An 18,620-nucleotide genomic window follows, 5' to 3' on the forward strand; every position below is an offset into this window, starting at 1 on the left:
ATGCCTTATGTTATGGTTATCAAAATATTTTCGGGGGAGATGACGGGGATGGAAACAAGCGGTGTCGATCCGATTTTACGGTCCTTTCCGGAGAGCTTCGAGAGCGGCAGGCTGCTGATCCGCGCTCCGCTGTGGGGAGATGGAGCGGCAGTCAACGAAGCGGTGAAAGAAAGCATCGAACAATTGCGCCCCTGGATGCCCTGGGCGCAAACCGTGCCGACCGTCGAACAGACCGAAGCGAATGTCCGGCACGCCCGGCTGCAATTTCTGGAGCGACGGGATCTCAGGCTCCATCTGATTCTGAAAGAAACCGGCCAATTGGTCGGCTGCAGCGGCCTCCACCGGATCGACTGGCGGGCGCGCCGGTTTGAAATCGGCTATTGGGTCCGCACTTCATTTCGCGGGCAAGGGCTGATCACAGAAGCCGTGGAGGCGATTGTGAAATTCGCCGTACAGGAGCTGGAAGCGAACCGAATCGAAATCCGGTGCGACGCACGCAACAAGCGAAGCGCCCGGGTAGCCGAGCGCTCGGGTTTCACATTGGAAGGCATCCTTCGCCGCGACGAGCGCGCCGTGGACGGTACGCTGCGGGATACGATGGTCTTCTCGAAAGTCCGCGGCGCGGAGTATTAGCCCGGCCCGAACGAAGCTGCGAACCGCCGCCCGCAGGCAGCCGGCCGCGCCGCTTCGATCGTCGCAGTGCGGCTCAGCCCTGCATCCGCTTCTTGTATTCCATCGGATTTAATCCGTACTGCTCCTTGAACAGCTTGGAGAAATGAATGCTGTTCTCGTACCCGACTTTCAAGGCGATTTCATAGCTTTTGAGCGTGCTGTTCAGCAGCAGTTCTCTGGCATGCCGCATCCGTACCGCAACCAGATAGCTCCAGATCGTCGTACCCGTCTCCTGCTTGAACAGGTTGGCCAAATAGGTCCTGCTCAGCGATACGGCATCCGCCACATCCTGAAGATTGATTTTCTCGGCATAGTGCTCGTTCAAGTATTGCTCCACCTGTTCGACGGTTTTGTGGGTGGCGCTGCTTTTGATCTCTTTCATGACCTCCGATATTTTCTGCATGCCCGTCTGAAGCCGTCCGACGCAAACGAGCCGGAAGAAGAACCGCTTGTGCTCCAGCGATATCGGTTTTTCGTCCAATCCCGGCAGCTCGTCTTCCGGCAGTTCCAGCACGACCTTCTCCTTCTTGATGCGCTCCAGCACCAATTCCAGCCATACGTTCGCAAACTCGTTCAGCAAGTAATGCTGATCGTCCGCCCAGGATTCGAACATCTCCAGCGTATCCACGATAAGCAGCTGCCGCTTCTCCATCTGGACGGTTTGAATCATGTCGACCCAACGCTCCAGCATGTCGACATGATGCGGCAATTTTCTCATCAGAATGGATAGCGCCTGATGCTTGCGGGTTTGCCGGAGCTTGCCGATCGCCGCTTCGAGCGCAGCGTTCAGTACGCTCTGCTCCACGGGCTTCATCACATAATCGACCGCGTTCAATTGCAGACTGGTGCGTACATAGGCAAAATCGTCATAGCTGGAGACGACGATGCAGGTCATCCACGGATAATGGTCATGGATCTGCCGCAGCAGCTCCAGACCGTCCATATGCGGCATCCGCACGTCGGTAATGCAGATGTCGGTATACCAGCGCTTAAGCCACTCCAGGCATTTCACGCCGTTGGCCGCCGTTCCGGCCGCAATCGTCAGGCGATAATCGTTCACCTTCTTCGCCAGACTCGAACGAATGAGATGCTCGTCATCCACAATGATTGCGCTGTAATACATCGGCACTGACCTCCTGCTTCGCATGCGTTTGGAACGGAAACCTGATTTCGACCGCCGCGCCGGAGCCTCGGTCGGCATTGCCGAGCACGATTCCGGTATGCGTGTCGTGAGGATAATACATTTTCAACCGAAAATGAATGTTCAACAGACCGATGTTGGCGTGCTGATGATGCAGCGGTGAGATGTTGATCTGCCGGATATGTCCGGCGATTTCCTCCAGCTTCTCTTTCCTGAAGCCCTGCCCGTTGTCGACGACCCGTATAACCAGATATTCCGTATTGTCGTATACGGCGAAACCTACCGTAATCCAAACCCGCAAAGGCGTATCCATCGGCACCTCGGTATGCTTCATGCTGTTCTCCACGATCGGCTGCATGATCGCCTTCAGGCAGAAGCCCGACAGGCAGCGGGAATCGATATCCAGAACGTACTCGAGGTCATCGCCCATCCGGATCTTCATAATGTCCAAATAATTGCTATCAGCGTGTTGGTCAGCAGACGGTTCAGGTTCGGATACGACAGGAACTGCCCGAACCATTTGAAGCCCACCCATTCGCTGTTCCAGAAGCCTTTGAAAATGTTATAGTCCTGAAACGCGATGACGCTGCCGAGCAGCGGGAAATATTTGAAAACAAGAAAGTACAGCATGCCCGGAATCAGCATGATATAAAGCGCGCGATTGCGGAACACGAACTTTGCCGTACGGGCAAGCTTGGCGCCGGAGGTTGACTTTGGCGCGGCTGCGGCAACATGCCGGGTATCCATGATCGTCACCCCCGTTCATCGAGAATACGCACTTCCCTCATCATCAGATGCGAGACGTCGTTGTAATACAGATTGCCGTCCGGGCCGAGCGTCATGAGCGCCAGCGGCTCTTCATCCAATATGGCATGATCGAGCGTCTGCGGATCGACTGCAATGAGCTTCCTCGCCAAGGACGTGAACAGCAGACCGCTCGGTCCCCACCTCAGGAAATAAGGCCGGAAGCGGCTGTACTTGTATTCGCTGGGGCAGATGACCTTGCTCTTGACGACCCGGAGCGTCTCCGGGGACATGGCGAAGATCGTACCGTCCACGGCGCCCCATAGCAGACCGTCCGGGCCGAAAGTCAGCTCACCGATCATGCGTGGTGGGATGTCGATATCCGGAATGTCCGGCGTGAAGACATGAAGCGTCCGCCGTTCCTGCACGTCCCATACGAAGAGCTTCGCCTCCGTTTCCGAAGGCTCGATGCCGAGTCCGCCCCAGTTGGACGTGCCGCCGTAAAGCAAGCCGTCCCGGTACGTTAAGCCGATAATGCTTTGATTCGGCACAATGTCCGTATACACCTCATGCTTGCCGGTCTGCGGGTCGTATACCGTCAGCGCGCCGGTCAGCAGACCGTAATCGGGAATCGTGCCGATAAACAGTTTGCCGTCGCCGGAAGCGATCGCAAACGGCCGGTCCTGACCGTGTCCGATGGCGAACAGAAAGGCGGGATTCGAAGACGCCGCCAGCCGGGTATCCGCGGGCAGCTCCGGGTCATAACCGAATATTTTGGCCCGGGTGTAGGTGCCGAAGTAGGCTTTGCCGTCCAGAAAACCGATGCCTTCGGTTTGCGGAAATTTCGGGATGCTGAGCTCGATTTCCCCTGTCACGGCATTGTAAATACTCAAGCCCCGGTGGTACCCGCCCATGTAGAGCTTCTCATTCCCGTCCCATTCCAGCGACTGGATTTGCACCGGAACGGTCGGCAGATCGGTCCGGACTTCCCGGATCGACCGGTCGTCCGGCCGGAAGAGCACGACATCCAGGGAAGAGGACACGATGGCCAGCGTATGCGTGCCGTCCCGTTCCGCAAGCCACTGCATGCACTTGATCGACGGATGATCCGCGTAAACCGGAATGTCGGTCTGCAGCGTCGAAGTCAGCGTATCCAAACGATACGCGTACAACGATCCCTTGGCAACAAAATAGTACTCGCCGTTCACAGGCGAAGCCGGACTTATAAAATCGCTGCAGGCAAACCGGTCGAGAATCCGCTGCTTGCCGCAATCGTAAACGAGCATCTCCGACTGGCTGATCGACACAAACAATACATCCCCGGATTCGGCTGGCCAAATCCGGTCCACGAAGCCTTGCTTTCCCGAATAGCCTTCCAAATGCAATTCGCTCGTTTCGCCGTTCGTCCGATCCCATCGCATGAGCCGGATCGTGCTGCCTATGCCCGCAAATACATCCCGGTTCGTCGCTCCGATTCCCCGGGCGTATTGCTGATCCGCGGACATCCGGCCGAGATCCCGGAAACGCCGTTCTTCGGGATGATACTCAAAAATTTTGGCGTTCGGATAGGTGGCGCCGTACAGGCGTCCGTCAGGGGACGGTTTCAGATCCCATACCCACGGATCGGCGGGATGACGGCCCACCGTTTCCAGCCGCCTCTCCTCCGGCAAATACCGGTAAAGCGCGCCGTCCTCCATTCCGGCGAAATAAACGGTTCCGTCCGGCGCCGCGGCCATGGCCCATACCGAATCGGTATGAGGAATCGAAAACCGGAATGCGATATGTCCCGTTGCCAGCTCTACCGCACAGAACATCGCAGGCGTGCCGTTGACGGCCACATAAAGCTCATGCGTGCCGTCCCGCCGTGTGCCGAAGACGGCCGCTTGCCCGATGCGGGCTCTCACCGCTTGTCCGAGGTCGATCGGCGGTCCTAAGCGGACCCGTTCCGCCAGGTTGCGCATAACGTATACGTTCTCCTTTCCGCTCTCCCCGGCATTGCGTTTAGCCGGCTGGCGGCTTGCGTGCGTTCCGTTCCGGCTCATCTATCTTCGGTCCATCTTGTAAACGCTTAACAAACCGTTCCGAATCGTCCCGTCTCCGATGTCCGGACCTGAAACCGCAAGGTGACCGCCGCCCTTTACGAGGAGGATTTTGTTTGTCGACCTCATTGTATCGTCGGCTCATGACGCAAACAATGAGGGGATCGTTTGATTTACAGCGCGATATTATGGATTTTCGTTACGAATGTTCGTGGAACAAAAAAGGGACTGTTCCACAGCCATTTCCATGACTTCCGGAACAGTCCCCCGGATACCCGGCCCCACTATCGACTATAACGATACTTCCGAACGATGCGATCCGGTTTCTTCCACGCACCGCTTCCAACGCTCCAGCTCGTTCGTGCAAACCCACACTTGCGGATATTGCGATCTGAGCTTGCGCATATCCGCCTCATCGTCTACCGTCCAGGCGATCAACTGGATGCCGTGTTCTTCGCACGTACGGACAAAATGGTCCGTCAAATAGATATATTTCACCGATATGTAGCGCGCGCGCAGTTCCCGCGCCAGCGGAAAGACCGACGGCGTCGCGCCGTAGAGGACGAGCCCGAGCTCGAGCTCTTCCGACAGCTCGCGCATTCGGACGATCGAATAATGATCGAAAGAGGTTACGAATACTTGATCCGACATCCCGCATGCCCGAACCGTCTCCAGCACCTTTTCTTCCAGACCCGCATAAAGATTTCCGCTCTGCTTCAGCTCAATATCGACCTGGGCCCGGCCCTTGGCCAGCAACAGCACTTCTTCCAGCGTAGGGATCGTCTCCCCATGTCCCGCGTCCAGCTTTCGCAATTCCGCCAACGTGTAATCCTTTATGAATCCCGTTCCGTTGGTCGTCCGGTTCACCGTCGGATCATGAATCACAACGGGCACACCGTCTTTCGTCAGATGAACGTCCAATTCCAGATGGCGAAACGATAACGCCAGTGCCGCCCGGAACGAAGCGATCGTGTTCTCCGGATACCGTTTCGGATAACCTCTGTGCGCCAGCCCGGGTATCGTCGCAGACATAGCCTGTCCTCCTCGTATGATTCGGTATAAAGCTCCCGTTTCTATTATATACCTTATACCTGGGAAGTCGAGGAAGAACCGTTCGTTTTAGTCGATATTCCAGATGAGAATGCGGTCCAGCGCATAACTGGACGATGTCTTGTACTTGGCAGCCCCGGACTCGAACAAAATGTACATCTTGCCGCCATGCTCCACAATCCCTTCGGACATCGGCGGTATTTCATGCTGAACGGTCACGTTTTGGCCGTCCAGAAACCACACGGGCACGTCCTGCTCTCCGATCGCGGCCGTCAGATGCGGCTTCTCCTTCATATCCAGCTTGTACTCGCTCAAAGTGCTGGCATTGTTCCGGCCATAGGAACGGCTGAGCCAGACCCGGTCCTGCAGCATATGCATCCCCTGTACTCTGTCCGGCAGCGAAATGATATAATCCGGCGTGGCCGGCAAGGCGCCGGCATCTGCGGAGCTCCGCAGCCGATCCGTCTCCTCGTCCAGTCTGAAGCCCGCGGCCCAGGCCCGGTGCTCGGCGCCTTCCCGGTTGATCAAATAATGCGATTCCTCCGTCGGGTAGTCGGTGCCTTGCGCGTATTCCCCTACCCAGAGAATGCCGTTGCCGTAAGTCGTGAACGACGCCCGGGTGTCCGTGGCAATGAATCCGCCGAACTTCACCTGCGACTTGTTCTCCGCCTCGATCACGTCCTCGATCGGTATCCAGTAAGCATTCCGGTCCGAGGAAACCCATATATGCTTGCGGCTGACGGTCACACCGCCCGCATGGCCGACATACGGCGTGCTATCGCGATGAGCAAGATAGAGCGCTTTGACCATCCGGCCGGATTCCGCATCGACAATCGCCAGCAGGCTGGGCTGTTCTTCCTCCCGATAATACGAAATGATGATCCAGTTCTTCTCTTCCAAATACGCGATGCCTTGCGGAATCGCATTCTGGTTCAAGGCCGGGACGATCGGTCCCTCGATGCTCGACTCCATAAACGTTTCGATTTCCGGCATATCGATCCGAAATGTAATTCCCGCTTCCTCCTGCGTAAACACGCCGCCCCCCGCTTTTTCATTTGACCGCATAACCGCTAACGCAACCGTGACCGCTGCGGCGACAACGAGAACGCCGATCACCGCGTACCATGCGGCTGCCTTCCGTTTCATCCTTGTCCTCCGGCCCCGGACAGCAGCTGTCTCAGCCTGCCCGGAAAGTCGGTAATAATGCCGGAAACTCCGGCATCGATCGCCTGTCTCATCTGTCCTTCATCATTAATCGTATACGGATAGACTTGCAGACCTTGACGGACGCAATCGCGCACATCTTCCTTGTCGATCCGTCTGTAGGACGGGTGCAGGGAATAGACCGGCAAGCCTGTCAACGCAGCCAGCCCCGAATGGCTGACCACATTCGCATCGTAGAGCAGGCCGATCCGGATTTCCGGCTCCAGCAGCTTCAGATACAGCAAGCTTTTGTGATCGAAGGACGATACGACGACGTCCCGCAGCCGGTCCTTGCGCCGAATCAGTTCGACCAGCGCCTGTTCCAGCTTGCGGCCATAGGAATGCTTCATTTCAATATTGATCATGATGCCGGGCGGCACAAGGTCGAATACCTCTTCCATTAACGGAATGCGCTCCCCTTCGTACGATTCGTGAAACCACCGTCCGGCATCCGCCCGTTTCAGCTCCGCTACCGTCATATCATGAATGAATCCCGTCTTGTCCGTCGTCCGGTCCAGCGTAAAGTCGTGACAGACGACGACTTCGCCGTCTTTGGACAGATGCACGTCCAGCTCGATGGCGTCGCAGCCTTGCGCAAGACCGAGACGGAACGCGCCAAGCGTATTTTCCGGCGCTTCGCCTTTCGCCCCGCGGTGGGCGATGACAAGAATCTGTTTTGGTTTTGGCGTCATGTTGATTGTTCCTTTCTGTTCCGGCTTGCAGCCGGCTTTTAACCGTTCGCTATTTGAACGTGGAGTTGGACATGGCCGCGATAATATATTTCTGCGCGAACACGAAGAGAAGGATAATCGGGATAATGACGATAATGCTCGCAGCCATCAGATAATGGAAGTTCAGCATTTCGTCCCCGGCAATCGAATCCCGCATCATCGCAATCCCGACGGTCAGCACGCGCATATCGTTGGAGTTCGTCATCACGAGCGGCCAGAAATACGAGTTCCAGCTGTTGATGAAGCTGATCACCACCAATGTCGCAACCGTAGGCAGCGCCATCGGCGTCAAAATGCGGTAGAGCACCTGCAGCCGGTTGGCCCCGTCCACCTTGGCCGCTTCGATCACGTCGTTATGGATCGAGCGGAACGTCTGGCGCAGCAGGAAAATGCCGTAAGCGGACGCTGCATGCGGAACGATCAGCGCGTAAAACGTATTCAGCCAGTTGAGGTCCGCCATCATGACGTAAACCGGAACGAAGGTCACCTGATCCGGAACGATCAGCGCGGCCAACACGAGAAGAAACAGTTTGTCGCGGCCCGGGAAGCTGCCCTTGGCGAACGCGTAGGCGGCCATCAGGGCGACGTTGATTTGCAGCACGACGATGCCGACCGTCTGGATGGCCGTATTGGCGAAATATCTCCAAAACGGAATCTTCCGGAATACTTCCGCGAAGTTCTCCCACATCAGCCTCTCCGGCCAGAAGGTGGGCACCGCAAGCCGCAGCTCGTGCGGGGTTTTTAGCGCCGTAATCAGCATCCAGTAGATCGGAAAAAACATGAGCAGCGTCACGACAACGGCCAAAGCGATGCGGGTAGTTTTGGTTACGGATGTAAGCATTTCGAAATGAACCTACCCTTCGTAATGGACTTTTTTCCTGGATACGTACATCTGCAGCACGGTCAGCAGCACAATCATAATGAAGAACATAATAATGAGCGCAGATGCCCGACCGGTTCTGAATTCGGCAAACGCCATTTCGTAGATCCAGTAAACCATCGCCTTCGTCGACTCCAGCGGACCGCCGTTCGTCATGACGTCTACCGACTGGAATACCTGCATGGAGGAAATAAAGTTGGTGACGACAAGAAACAGCGTGATCGGAGACAGGAGCGGAAGCGTAATTTTCCTGAATTGCGTCCATTTCGACGCGCCGTCGATGCTCGAAGCTTCGTAATATTCCAATGGAATGCCGCGCAACCCCGCGATGAAAATAATCATGGCAAAGCCGACGCCTTTCCAGACGGAAACGACGATCAGCACCCACAATGCGGTTTTCGGATTGGTCAGCCAATCCACCGGTTCCAGGCCGAGAAATTTGAGCAATTCATTCATCAGACCGTACTGCGAGTTGAAAATCCAGAGGAAGACCATCGAGACGATAACCATCGAAATATAGTGCGGCATAAAGATGACCGACCGCATAAAGTTGAAAAATCGGGACGTGACGTTGAACAGCAGCGCGAGCATCAAGCCGATGCCCAGCGTAAGCAGCACGTCAAACACCGTATAGGTGAACGTAATGCCCAATACCTTGTAAAACGTATCGCCGGTAAGCAGCTTCTCATAGTTGTCCAGACCGATAAATTCTTTGTTCGGCCGCGTCATGTTCCAGTTCGTGAAGCTCAAATAAAACGAGTTCACAAGCGGGTAATAAATGAAAATGAGCAGCATCGCGAGCGCAGGCAGCGCGAAAGCGAAATCTTTCATATATTCCCATGCTTTCGGGCGGCGTTTGATGTTCGTTGCGGCCCCGGGGCCTTCGGTACCCGTCATGGAGGTGCTCCTTTCTGCAAAAATGAACCGCAATGCGGGCGGCTGTTGCAGTCGCCCGCATCGGTGAACGTCAATTTACGCGTTTTTAGTAATCCGACAAAATATCGTTAATCTGCTTCACCGCTTCCGGCATCAGCGACGTCGGGTCTTTCCCGTTGAGAATCATTTCGCCCACAACCTCTTTGTACCTTTCGCTGAACTCCGGATAAGCCGGATGCTGGAGGCGCGGCGCCACATCGTCGAAATGCTCGAATACCGTCCGGTATTGCGGCTGCCGTTCGAAATACTGCTTGCCTTCTTCCGATTCGATCGCGCTCTTGCGCGTCGGCAAATAGCCTACCTTTTCCGCCCAATTGATGTTGTGCTCGGCGGAGGTCATAAACTCGATGAACTTCCATCCCGCTTCCTTCTCGCGTGCATCCGCGCCTTCCATCAGCACGATGCCCGCGCCGCCGATATGGGATTTGCGCTCTTTGTCACCCGGGATAAACGAGACGCCCACCTCAAAGTTCGCGCTTTCCAGATACGTCTTGATCACCGCGGACGTGTGCTGGACCATGGCGATCTTGCCTTCCAGGAACATCGTCCTCATGTCGCCGGACGCGCCTTTGCCGAAGCCCATATGCAGCGAGCCGTCCTGCAGCCATTTGTAGAAGTTCTGAATCCAGCGGAGGCTGTCCGGCTGATCCAGCGTCGACGCCGTCATATCTTCGTTCAGAATGGAGCCGCCGCCGTTGGAAATCCACGGATCGTAGTACCATGTATCCCAACCGGGTACGGAGAACGCGTAACGGGTCGTTTGGCCGCCTTCCTTGAGCGCGACTTTTTGGTTGTACGCTTCGATGTCGTCCCAGGTTTGCGGCGGCTCGACGCCGAGCTCGTCAAGCAGCGTCTTGTTGTATATGAATACGCTGGTGCTGACAATGAGCGGCAAGCCGTACTGCTTGCCGTTATAGGCGTACGCTTGCAGCATGCCTTGCGAAAAATCGTTCAGATCGACCTGGTCCCGCTCAATATAAGGCGTCAAATCCGCAAATACGCCGCTGTCCGCAAAGTTCGGCAGCACCGATACCTCCACATTCGTGACCGCCGGCACTTCTTTCGCCGCCACGGCTGCCTGGAGCTTCTTGTGCAGATCGACGTAAGCGCCCTGGAACACAGGCTCGACCGTAATGTACGGATACTTCTTGTGAAACTCCGCAAGCATGTAATCCAGTCCTTCAAGCTGGGCCTCCGCGTGCGAATGCCAGTACTGGATCGTGATCGGCGTCGTGTCCTGGGCCGCCTCCTCCGCATCCAGAATGTCGCCGGAAGACGATGAGCCGCCGGAACCCGAGCAACCGAGGATCGAAGCGAATGCCATCCCCGAAACCGCCAGTACGGATAACGCTTTCTTGATTTTGTTCATGCAAATCCCCTCTCCAATATTGAATGTTTAAGGCGCGGAAACACGCAAAAAAAAGAGAACATAAGAAAACATCAAGGGACACGGCTGAATGGCTGAGCCATAGCAGCATCATCGTCTCTTGGGGTTTCTCATGATCTCTAAACCCAACAGAATTTATAAAACTACGGTTTCCGGCAAAATTAAAGCGCTTACCTGTAGTACATTGTACCACACGATGATAGTCTTGCCAATACTTCAAATCGCTGGACAGCCCAAATCCGCATCGTTACATGGACTTTGTGCTTTGCGGAATCGCCCCTTTTTTCGGCAAAATCCACTGGTTCGATTCCAGAAAGACGACCTCCCGCATCTGTCGAATGCTGTCGATCGCAGCGATCAGTTTATGCTTGGGGGCTGACCTCAAGCTGATGCAAAGCTCCACTATCCGATCCGGATCGTCCTCCTTGCCGAACCGTTCCTCGCGCTTCATTTTCACGTTTTCAACCTGAAGATCCTGTTCATGGAATACGGCGGATATGTTTCCCAATACTCCGGGCCTGTCGTATATTTTGACGACGATCTCCTGACTTCTCCGATGTCTCATCAAATACTTTTCAAATTTGTTCAGCACGAACAAGCTGATCAGCACGACCAACGTCGTCAGGCAAGCGGCGTAGATGAATCCTGCGCCCACACAGAGGCCGATCGCCGCCACGACCCAGACAGACGCGGCCGTCGTCAGACCGGACACGGTCGATCCGGTCCGCAATATCGCTCCGGCGCCGAGAAAGCCGATCCCGCTGATGACCTGGGCGGCCAGACGGGCCGGGTCGACCCGAACGTTCTCTTCGGCCACGAAATCGGAAAAACCGTAGATGGACAACAGCATGATCGCGGCCGATCCGATGCATACGAGCATATGCGTGCGCAGTCCCGCCGGGTGGTTGCTCCATTCCCTTTCGAGCCCGACCAGTCCCCCGAGCGCCCCGGCGATCAGAATGCGAAATGTCAGATCGATCTCGGTAATATACCATATCGAATTCACGGATCTCCCACCTCCCTTCTTCCGCGGCAACAAAATACCTCTTTGAAAAAAGCGCAGACCGATTCTGTCCGCATCTTCTCCAAAGAGGTTTCTCCATGTCTCTACCGCTTGGCATCCGCTTGTTTTCGATTTTACGAATTTACGAATTTACCATAAATGAGACGAGCCGACGGATACCGCTAACGCTCCCGCTTTCAGCGCATCCGCAATTTCCTCATGATTGCCGACCAGACCTCCGGCGATGATCGGCAGCGGCGTCATCTCCGTCATTTCGCGAATGATGCGCGGCATAATGCCGGGCATCACCTCGATCGCGTCGGGCTGGCTTTGCTCCGCCGATTTGATCGCTCTGAGGACGGCGCCCCGGTCGATCAGAAACGTTCGCTGAATGGCCATTAATCCGACATCCTTCGCAATCCGGATCAGATTGCTTTTCGTCGAAATAATGCCGGTCGGCTGCACATACTGCGCGACATAGTCCACGCCGCTCCGATCGGCGGCTATGCCCTCGATAAACTCCATATGCAGAAAAACGTGCTTGTTCGCCGTTTTCACCCGCCCTACCAGTTCCTTGACATTAAAAATCGAGCCGACAAGCAAAAAGATGACGTTTACATCGCTGTTGATCGCCTGCTCCAATTCCTCCACCTTCTGCACGGCCGCGATCGTCTGATGCTCGACCAAGTCGACTATCGGGTACAAACCGTCTCCCTCCCTTATCGTATGACACCAAGTGAAAGCGACGTCATTATACCACGATTCGCTACAGCCGGACGACCTCTTTAATGCTCGGCACAATATATTTCGGTCGGTAGGGCCCGCGCTCGGCCATCTCCCGGGTGCCGACTCCGGTAAGCACCAGGACGGACATCATCCCGGCGTCATTGCCCATTCGAATATCCGTTTCCAGACGGTCGCCGATCATGAAGCAGTCTTCATAGGGAAGCCCCAAATGGCTGACCGCCGCTTCCGCAGCCATCAGCGAAGGCTTGCCGGCAATCAGATCGATCGGTTTCCCGGTCGCGGCTTCCAGCGCCGCGATAAACGTCCCCGTATCCGGCACCTGCCCCCGGTCGAGCGGACAGGTGGCGTCCGGGTTGGAGGCGATCACCTTGGCGCCGCGCATTGCCGCCTGGTATACGATGTTGAGCTTGTCGTACGTAAACTGCCGGTCCCACGACAGGACGATATAGTCCGCTTGCTCGCTGCGATTAGTCATCGGTATTCCATGTTCGGCAAGCTCGTCCTGTATCGGTTCTTCGCCGACGACATACACGCATTCCGCCGCTTTCAAATGCTTCTGCAAATAGCGGGCGACAATTTGCGACGAATTCAGAACGTCGTCTACGGTCGCGGGAATTCCCATCTTCGTTAATTTGTCGGCATAAGACTGCCGGGTCGCGATCGGTTTGTTCGACAGGAATACGACACGGTCTCCCCGCGCTCGCAGCTCCTGAATCGCCTCCGCCGCCCCGTCGATCATCTTGTCGCCCAAATAAACGGTTCCATCCAGATCAAACACGTAGCCTCGCACAATCGACTTCCTTTCGCTCATCATGATAGAAAATACAAAAAAGCCCTTAACCCATGTAAACATTTCCTTCCTGTGACAGAAGGATCCGATTACGGGTAAGAGCTTTCTCTGCGACTCAAGCCAAACCGCTGGTTATGAAATTATGCATATCGTAAGATGAAATCAAAAATTTGTCAACGATATTTTGAACCGCATAATTGTGCGATAGGTCGGCTGCCTCTTGACAAAGCGGGACGGCAAAGGAATAATCGAGGTAGCAGAAAGCGTTTTCCGGAGTATGGCGCAGCAGCGCGACCGCTTGCTCCGGAATCGTCCGGGGAGAGAATTGGCGAGAACCCGAATGCGAACAGTTTCCGGCCCGAGGGCATCGTCCCTTTCGAAGCCGCGCGACGTTTTGCGTTCCGGGTTCTTTCTTGTTTTCTGCCGGATTAGCTGCTGCCGCATTCCATATTTGCAAAGGAGGTTTATGATGAGACAGCTATTCAACAAGGCGCCGGCCGCCATACTGCTGGCAGCGACGATGCTGTGGGGAATTGCCGGATGGCTGCTGCCGCCATCGGCTCAGGCGTCTTCTTCCGCCTATCCGTATCTGCTGATTACGGAAGTGACGCCGGATTCGTTGAGGCTGGACGGCCATTCCGGAACGCCGGACGCGTTCGAATTTATCGAGCTTTATAACCATAGCCCCGACCCGATCAACTTGAACGGCTACAAAATCATCTACGAGACGCCGACGGTTTACCGCTGGCCGATTCAGGAAAATAAAGTGATCCAGCCGTACGGCACGATGGTGCTGTGGATCAAATCGGTGCCGGAGGCGGCATTGGCCGACTTCAACCGCAATTACGGCACGCAGCTGGAGGAAGAGCGGGTCTACGAAATTTTTGCCGCCGGCATGGCCAATTCGTCCAGCCGCAAGCTGACGATCGCCGCTCCGGATGAAACGCCGATCAGCACCGTTTCCTATACGGCCGCCGATGTTCATGAGAATGTCGGCATCCCGTATTTGTACCCGGTTGACGGCAGCATTACGATGAGGAAGCTGGCGGATACGGACCCGGCCACGCCAGGCAGCATTTTTCCCGGTCAGGCGCCGCCTGACGAGCTCGACGACGAAGCGCCGTCGGCGCCGTCGGGAGTGGCGGCGATTCCGGGCGAGGGCAGCATTACGTTAACGTGGCAGGCCAATCCGGAAAGCGACCTGGCTTTCTATCACGTGTATACGAACGGCAGCCTGTCGCATATTCTGAAAGGCTCCCGCACAAGCTTGACGCTGACCCAACTGCTTGAAGGTACCGCCTATACATTCGAACTGTCCGCCGTCGATGTTGCCAACAACGAATCGGCCAAGTCGTCTGCTGTTGAGGCAGCGCCGGTCCCGATCCGCATTACCCAGGACGAAATCGGCATCGTGCCGCCGGGCGAATTCCCGGAATACGATACGTTCTTCCGCGTCAGCGAACCGGGGCCCGTCATTCCCGGATTGCTGCAGGACCTTGTCCCGCAAGGCATCGCTTACGTTCCGGAGCTGAACGGCCTGCTGGTGTCCCATTATCGGAATGACGGCAATCCGAGCGTTCTGACCGTGATCGACGCACAGTCCGGGGAACTGGTCAAATCGCTGCATCTGTACAATGAGGACAATACGCCTTATACCGGACATGCGGGCGGCGTGACCGTCAGCCGCAGCCATGTCTGGATCTCGTCGGGCGGAAAGCTGTTCCGGCTGCCGCTTGATGAGCTTGTCGATGCGCCGGACGGGGCGAAGCTGAAGTTTGCCGGACATTTCGAAACCGGCACCCGTTCTTCCTTCGCCGTGTACGCGGACGGAATGATATGGGCCGGCGAATTCGCCGCCCAAGGCTACGAGACCGACCCTTCGCATGAAATGACGAACCGGGACGGCGAGCTGCATAAAGCGTGGATGACCGGCTTCCGTCTGGATGAGGAGACCGATATGCTGCCGGACGGCAAGCAACCGCCAGGCGGAGGCGCCGTTACGCCGGATTACGTACTGTCCATCCCCGACAAGATTCAGGGCGCCGCCATCTATAACGGGACGATCGCGCTCAGCCAGTCGTACGGCCGAAACAACGATGCGACGCTGCTGGTCTATCCGCAGGTTTACCAGGACGCGCCGCACCGGTATGTCCAGAACGGCGGCGAACAAATTCCGGTCTGGTTCCTCGACGGCCAGAGCGAACGGAACCGGCTGACCGCACCTCCCTTGTCCGAAGGGATAATCGAACATAACGGCATCCTGTATGTCCTGTTCGAATCCGGGGCAACGGAATATCGAACTTCGGCCAAGTACCCGCTTGACCGAATCCGCATGCTCGACCTGCAGCAGCTGGCATCGGGCTGCGAGCGGGCAGCGGAACAATAGCCGGTGTAACGGGGACAAGTGGTTGACCGCCACCATGCGGCGAGCCGCGCGCTGGAAGATGCGAGCGGCGAAGTGCCGGAGGTTAGTCCTCGCGGACAGCCCGGCGAGAACGCCCCGGGACACGCAGCCAAACTGACGGCTTGACCAGCCGCCTTAAATGGAAACAACCGCCGAGTTGCTCGTTCTCCGCGGTTGTTTCTTTTCAGGTTGTATTCCCGTTTGCCTTACCCGTTCAAAACGACAATCAAAATTACAGCTACCGCAATAATGCCCACGACATAAATCCCGCTAAGTCGCAGCCATTTCTTCTCTGTATGCTGAAAATAACCGGGGTTTTCCTCTTTGTTGCTTTTCGATTGGGCAATCGCCACCGTCGCAATAAGTCCCGCTATCATGACGATTGCAACCGCAGCCATCAACCATTCCATGTTTCATCACCCGCCAAGTGGGATCGTTGTACAGATCGGAAGAATGCACGCATAGTTCGCGCCATTCCGTTTTATTATAATGAACAAGCGGCACTTTTTACACCAGCCAATTGTTGATCAATCCAACCCATCCAATTGGATGGCGTCCAGGGCTTTATTCGTTCTCGCCAACTCCGCCGGGCGGTAGCCCGACGCCCCGCTACGCGCCCCATTGCGCACCTGCAGCGCCTTATTCACCCGCGCCATTCCCGCCGGACGCACGATTGCGAACCCCCGGGGCTTTATTCACTCGCTCCTACCCCGCTGTGAACTGCATACCGGTCCCGAAATGGCTTGCTTTACTCCGGCTCTGCAGCACCTGGCCCCTAAAAAAGAACAAAACTGCAAAAGTGCAGCTTTTTCGGGCGTTAAATAGCCAAAATGCAAAAATTCCTGCGATAATACAGCTTTTTTGATCCGTTCAAGCCAGATTTACATAAATCGCCAAAAATTACTGTATTTTTGCAGGATTTCGCCTCATAATCATCTATTCGGGCCAAAATTTCTGCACTTTTGCAGGATTTTCGCCCAAGCAATCTGCCGGGAGACGGGGAGTGCTGAAGACGGGATACACCGTCGGACGAGAGACGATTAAACGGAAGGCAGGACGCGTAAACCGACGTTGGACGAATGACGGCGCGTGCCAACGGACGAGCGACGAGTTTACGGAAGGCGAGGCGCACCGACGGACCAAGGACAATTAGACGGAAGGCGAGGCGCACCGACGGACCAAGGACGATTAGACGGAAGGCGAGGCGCATCGACGGACCAAGGACGATTAGACGGAAGGCGGGACGCAACGACGGACGAGAGGCGAGTTGACGGAAGGCGGGACGCACCGACGGACGGGCGGACGAGTTCACGGATGACGAGGCGCACCAATGGACAGACGACGATTTAAAACGACACCGTCGTCCCTGTCTGAGGACGATACTGTTTCGCGGTGAAGGGGGAAAAAGGGAGAGCATCGCCGCTCTCCTCCGCAATATGCATTCGAATGTTCTTTCCCAAACCGATTTATTGCCGCTGCGCCGGACCGCATTCCCTTTCCTCACGATGCGCCGGATATAAAGCGAATCGCAACGCCCGGCTGATCAGGACCGGCAGCACCGACACATGGTTTTCGCCCTCAAACTCGTGGAACGCTGCCTCCACCCCATAAGCGGAGAGGGCGGACAGCCGCTCCGAAAGCTCCCGCGCGCTGTCGCTATTGCGGGAGATATGATGCTTCTCCCATTCTCCTGCTCCAAGCAATACTTTGACGCGTAGAGGCTCGCGCTCCAATCGGGATGCGAATTGCCGCTCTTCCCGAAGCAGGCGTTGTCTGTTCCAATGAATGGAGGGGCTGCCTGCGACAAAGCATTGAAACGCGCTTGGCTTCGTAAACAACACATGCAGGACGAAAAGTCCGCCAAGAGAATGACCGAAGATCGTCTGTCTGTCGCTGTCGATCTTGAATTCCCGTTCGATCTGCGGCTTCAGCTCCTCTTCGATGAATTGCAGAAAAGCTGCTGCCCCGCCTTGTTCGGGCAAAGCCGTTCCATCGGACTTATGTAAATATTCCGTGGTAGGCTCCGGCGTATAATCGTAATAGCGGTCCGGAGAAAAGGGACGTTCCGTCGGATAGCCGATGCCGACGACAACGGCCGGAACAACTCCCGTCTTATCGGGGCGGCCGCCTTGCAAGCGTACCGCCTCCACTACCGTTCCGAATACGGAATTTGCATCCAGCAAATAAATGACCGGAAACCCCGAAGGAGGAGGATCTTCGGCAGGCGCTGCCACCATGATCTGATAGCTGCGATTTTCCGCACGCGATCGCATCGTCCATTGTACGGAACGGGGAATTTCGACCTTGGGGCGCGCGATGTCATTTTGTTCGAACGTCATCATCCGTTACTCCCTTTTGGACTTTTGGATTCAAGTTGCAACGATGCCATGCACATGTTATTGGACCAGCAGCCTGACCGTATCGTCAATAATTTTCTCATAAGCGATCAGACCGCTGCCAAGCCAATACTCGTCGCTCACCTCGTACACATGCCCTTGCTTCACGGCAGGAATGCTCTTCCAGATGGGGCTTTCCGTCATCTCCTTGATGCTTTGCGTCCCTTGGCCGTAAGCGTTAATGATAAAGATGTAGTCGGCGTCCAATTCCGGGAGTACTTCCATCGACACATTCGCACTGTTCTCTTGCCCCACCAGCCCGGATATTCCAATCCCCAGTTGCTTGTGCACAACGTAACCGCATAAATAATTTCCGCCCATCAGACTTACGCCTTTGGCGGCGAAGCGAATAATGGCGACTTTTTTTCCTCCGACCGCTTGGTCCAGTTTTTCTTTCGCCGTAAGCGTCAAATATTCCCCACCTACACGGACTCGAAGATTCATGAGAAACTAAGCGTATCGGAAAGATAGGAGGTCGCGCGAATGAACGAAAATGA

The 18,620-nt window shown here is 55.7% G+C and carries 17 protein-coding genes and 1 pseudogene; 2 read left to right on the top strand and 16 right to left on the bottom strand.

All coding sequences use genetic code 11. The features are described from left to right. The first annotated feature begins 48 nt into the window (after positions 1 to 48). Positions 49 to 633 carry a GNAT family N-acetyltransferase gene (locus tag ABEV74_RS04120; protein ID WP_430143610.1) on the top strand — a complete coding sequence of 195 codons (585 nt, stop codon included), beginning with the start codon at positions 49 to 51 and terminating at the stop codon, positions 631 to 633. Positions 634 to 706: 73 nt separating this feature from the next. Here ABEV74_RS04120 and ABEV74_RS04125 read toward each other — a convergent pair whose 3' ends face one another. The 13 genes from ABEV74_RS04125 to ABEV74_RS04185 form a co-directional block, all read right to left on the bottom strand. Next, entirely contained in the window at positions 707 to 1,795 is a 1,089-nt protein-coding gene (locus ABEV74_RS04125) for a response regulator (protein ID WP_430143612.1), read from the bottom strand. Beyond that, positions 1,767 to 2,243 (bottom strand): sensor histidine kinase, encoded by a 477-nt coding sequence (locus tag ABEV74_RS04130; RefSeq protein WP_430143614.1) that lies wholly within the window; start codon positions 2,241 to 2,243, stop codon positions 1,767 to 1,769. The genes ABEV74_RS04125 and ABEV74_RS04130 overlap by 29 nt, the downstream gene beginning before the upstream one ends. Before the next feature lie 8 nt (positions 2,244 to 2,251). After that, a complete protein-coding gene (locus ABEV74_RS04135) occupies positions 2,252 to 2,560 on the bottom strand; it encodes a hypothetical protein (RefSeq protein WP_430143615.1) in 309 nt (102 codons plus the stop codon). Positions 2,561 to 2,565: 5 nt separating this feature from the next. Then, complete coding sequence (locus ABEV74_RS04140; protein WP_430143616.1) at positions 2,566 to 4,599, bottom strand: hypothetical protein; 2,034 nt, start codon at positions 4,597 to 4,599, stop codon at positions 2,566 to 2,568. A gap of 288 nt (positions 4,600 to 4,887) precedes the next feature. Continuing rightward, on the bottom strand, positions 4,888 to 5,628 hold the full coding sequence (locus ABEV74_RS04145; RefSeq protein ID WP_430143617.1) for a glycerophosphodiester phosphodiesterase: 741 nt from the start codon (positions 5,626 to 5,628) through the stop codon (positions 4,888 to 4,890). An 87-nt stretch (positions 5,629 to 5,715) separates the two neighbouring features. After that, positions 5,716 to 6,792: a hypothetical protein gene (locus ABEV74_RS04150; RefSeq protein ID WP_430143619.1), complete on the bottom strand. Its 1,077-nt coding sequence runs from the start codon at positions 6,790 to 6,792 to the stop codon at positions 5,716 to 5,718. Then, positions 6,789 to 7,541, bottom strand: a complete 753-nt coding sequence (locus ABEV74_RS04155; RefSeq protein WP_062495848.1) for a glycerophosphodiester phosphodiesterase — start codon at positions 7,539 to 7,541, stop codon at positions 6,789 to 6,791. The genes ABEV74_RS04150 and ABEV74_RS04155 overlap by 4 nt, the downstream gene beginning before the upstream one ends. A 49-nt stretch (positions 7,542 to 7,590) precedes the next feature. After that, positions 7,591 to 8,421 (bottom strand): carbohydrate ABC transporter permease, encoded by an 831-nt coding sequence (locus ABEV74_RS04160; protein WP_062495850.1) that lies wholly within the window; start codon positions 8,419 to 8,421, stop codon positions 7,591 to 7,593. Between the two features lie 12 nt (positions 8,422 to 8,433). Next, a complete protein-coding gene (locus ABEV74_RS04165) occupies positions 8,434 to 9,357 on the bottom strand; it encodes a carbohydrate ABC transporter permease (RefSeq protein ID WP_430143621.1) in 924 nt (307 codons plus the stop codon). 85 nt (positions 9,358 to 9,442) lie between these two features. Then, positions 9,443 to 10,720: an ABC transporter substrate-binding protein gene (locus ABEV74_RS04170; protein WP_430143632.1), complete on the bottom strand. Its 1,278-nt coding sequence runs from the start codon at positions 10,718 to 10,720 to the stop codon at positions 9,443 to 9,445. 310 nt (positions 10,721 to 11,030) lie between these two features. Next, positions 11,031 to 11,789 (bottom strand): MgtC/SapB family protein, encoded by a 759-nt coding sequence (locus ABEV74_RS04175; protein WP_430143623.1) that lies wholly within the window; start codon positions 11,787 to 11,789, stop codon positions 11,031 to 11,033. Between the two features lie 147 nt (positions 11,790 to 11,936). After that, a complete protein-coding gene (locus ABEV74_RS04180) occupies positions 11,937 to 12,491 on the bottom strand; it encodes a glycerol-3-phosphate responsive antiterminator (protein WP_062495856.1) in 555 nt (184 codons plus the stop codon). 61 nt (positions 12,492 to 12,552) lie between these two features. Next, positions 12,553 to 13,323 carry an HAD-IIA family hydrolase gene (locus ABEV74_RS04185; RefSeq protein ID WP_430143625.1) on the bottom strand — a complete coding sequence of 257 codons (771 nt, stop codon included), beginning with the start codon at positions 13,321 to 13,323 and terminating at the stop codon, positions 12,553 to 12,555. 466 nt (positions 13,324 to 13,789) lie between these two features. On the opposite strand from ABEV74_RS04185, the gene ABEV74_RS04190 reads away from it, so the two are divergent. After that, positions 13,790 to 15,709 (top strand): lamin tail domain-containing protein, encoded by a 1,920-nt coding sequence (locus tag ABEV74_RS04190; RefSeq protein ID WP_430143627.1) that lies wholly within the window; start codon positions 13,790 to 13,792, stop codon positions 15,707 to 15,709. Between the two features lie 224 nt (positions 15,710 to 15,933). On the opposite strand, the gene ABEV74_RS04195 is transcribed toward ABEV74_RS04190, so the two are convergent. From ABEV74_RS04195 to ABEV74_RS04205, 3 genes and pseudogenes are all read right to left on the bottom strand, one after another. Next, positions 15,934 to 16,137 (bottom strand): hypothetical protein, encoded by a 204-nt coding sequence (locus ABEV74_RS04195; protein WP_062495862.1) that lies wholly within the window; start codon positions 16,135 to 16,137, stop codon positions 15,934 to 15,936. Positions 16,138 to 17,193: 1,056 nt separating this feature from the next. Next, complete coding sequence (locus ABEV74_RS04200) at positions 17,194 to 18,069, bottom strand: alpha/beta hydrolase (protein ID WP_430143630.1); 876 nt, start codon at positions 18,067 to 18,069, stop codon at positions 17,194 to 17,196. A gap of 54 nt (positions 18,070 to 18,123) precedes the next feature. Continuing rightward, positions 18,124 to 18,522 (bottom strand): annotated as a pseudogene (locus ABEV74_RS04205) (ABC transporter substrate-binding protein); the annotation flags it as partial. Positions 18,523 to 18,620: the final 98 nt, after the last annotated feature.

It is taken from the genome of Paenibacillus cisolokensis (assembly GCF_050481165.1).
Lineage (GTDB): Bacteria > Bacillota > Bacilli > Paenibacillales > Paenibacillaceae > Paenibacillus_AH > Paenibacillus_AH cisolokensis.

What these genes read in the sequence shown, in the direction of transcription:
- ABEV74_RS04120 (WP_430143610.1), top strand. Translation starts at nt 49, where the DNA reads ATGGAAACAAGCGGTGTCGATCCGATTTTACGGTCCTTTCCGGAGAGC.
- ABEV74_RS04125 (WP_430143612.1), bottom strand. Translation starts at nt 1,795, where the DNA reads ATGTATTACAGCGCAATCATTGTGGATGACGAGCATCTCATTCGTTCG.
- ABEV74_RS04130 (WP_430143614.1), bottom strand. Translation starts at nt 2,243, where the DNA reads ATGGGCGATGACCTCGAGTACGTTCTGGATATCGATTCCCGCTGCCTG.
- ABEV74_RS04135 (WP_430143615.1), bottom strand. Translation starts at nt 2,560, where the DNA reads ATGGATACCCGGCATGTTGCCGCAGCCGCGCCAAAGTCAACCTCCGGC.
- ABEV74_RS04140 (WP_430143616.1), bottom strand. Translation starts at nt 4,599, where the DNA reads ATGAGCCGGAACGGAACGCACGCAAGCCGCCAGCCGGCTAAACGCAAT.
- ABEV74_RS04145 (WP_430143617.1), bottom strand. Translation starts at nt 5,628, where the DNA reads ATGTCTGCGACGATACCCGGGCTGGCGCACAGAGGTTATCCGAAACGG.
- ABEV74_RS04150 (WP_430143619.1), bottom strand. Translation starts at nt 6,792, where the DNA reads ATGAAACGGAAGGCAGCCGCATGGTACGCGGTGATCGGCGTTCTCGTT.
- ABEV74_RS04155 (WP_062495848.1), bottom strand. Translation starts at nt 7,541, where the DNA reads ATGACGCCAAAACCAAAACAGATTCTTGTCATCGCCCACCGCGGGGCG.
- ABEV74_RS04160 (WP_062495850.1), bottom strand. Translation starts at nt 8,421, where the DNA reads ATGCTTACATCCGTAACCAAAACTACCCGCATCGCTTTGGCCGTTGTC.
- ABEV74_RS04165 (WP_430143621.1), bottom strand. Translation starts at nt 9,357, where the DNA reads ATGACGGGTACCGAAGGCCCCGGGGCCGCAACGAACATCAAACGCCGC.
- ABEV74_RS04170 (WP_430143632.1), bottom strand. Translation starts at nt 10,720, where the DNA reads ATGGCATTCGCTTCGATCCTCGGTTGCTCGGGTTCCGGCGGCTCATCG.
- ABEV74_RS04190 (WP_430143627.1), top strand. Translation starts at nt 13,790, where the DNA reads ATGATGAGACAGCTATTCAACAAGGCGCCGGCCGCCATACTGCTGGCA.
- ABEV74_RS04195 (WP_062495862.1), bottom strand. Translation starts at nt 16,137, where the DNA reads ATGGAATGGTTGATGGCTGCGGTTGCAATCGTCATGATAGCGGGACTT.
- ABEV74_RS04200 (WP_430143630.1), bottom strand. Translation starts at nt 18,069, where the DNA reads ATGATGACGTTCGAACAAAATGACATCGCGCGCCCCAAGGTCGAAATT.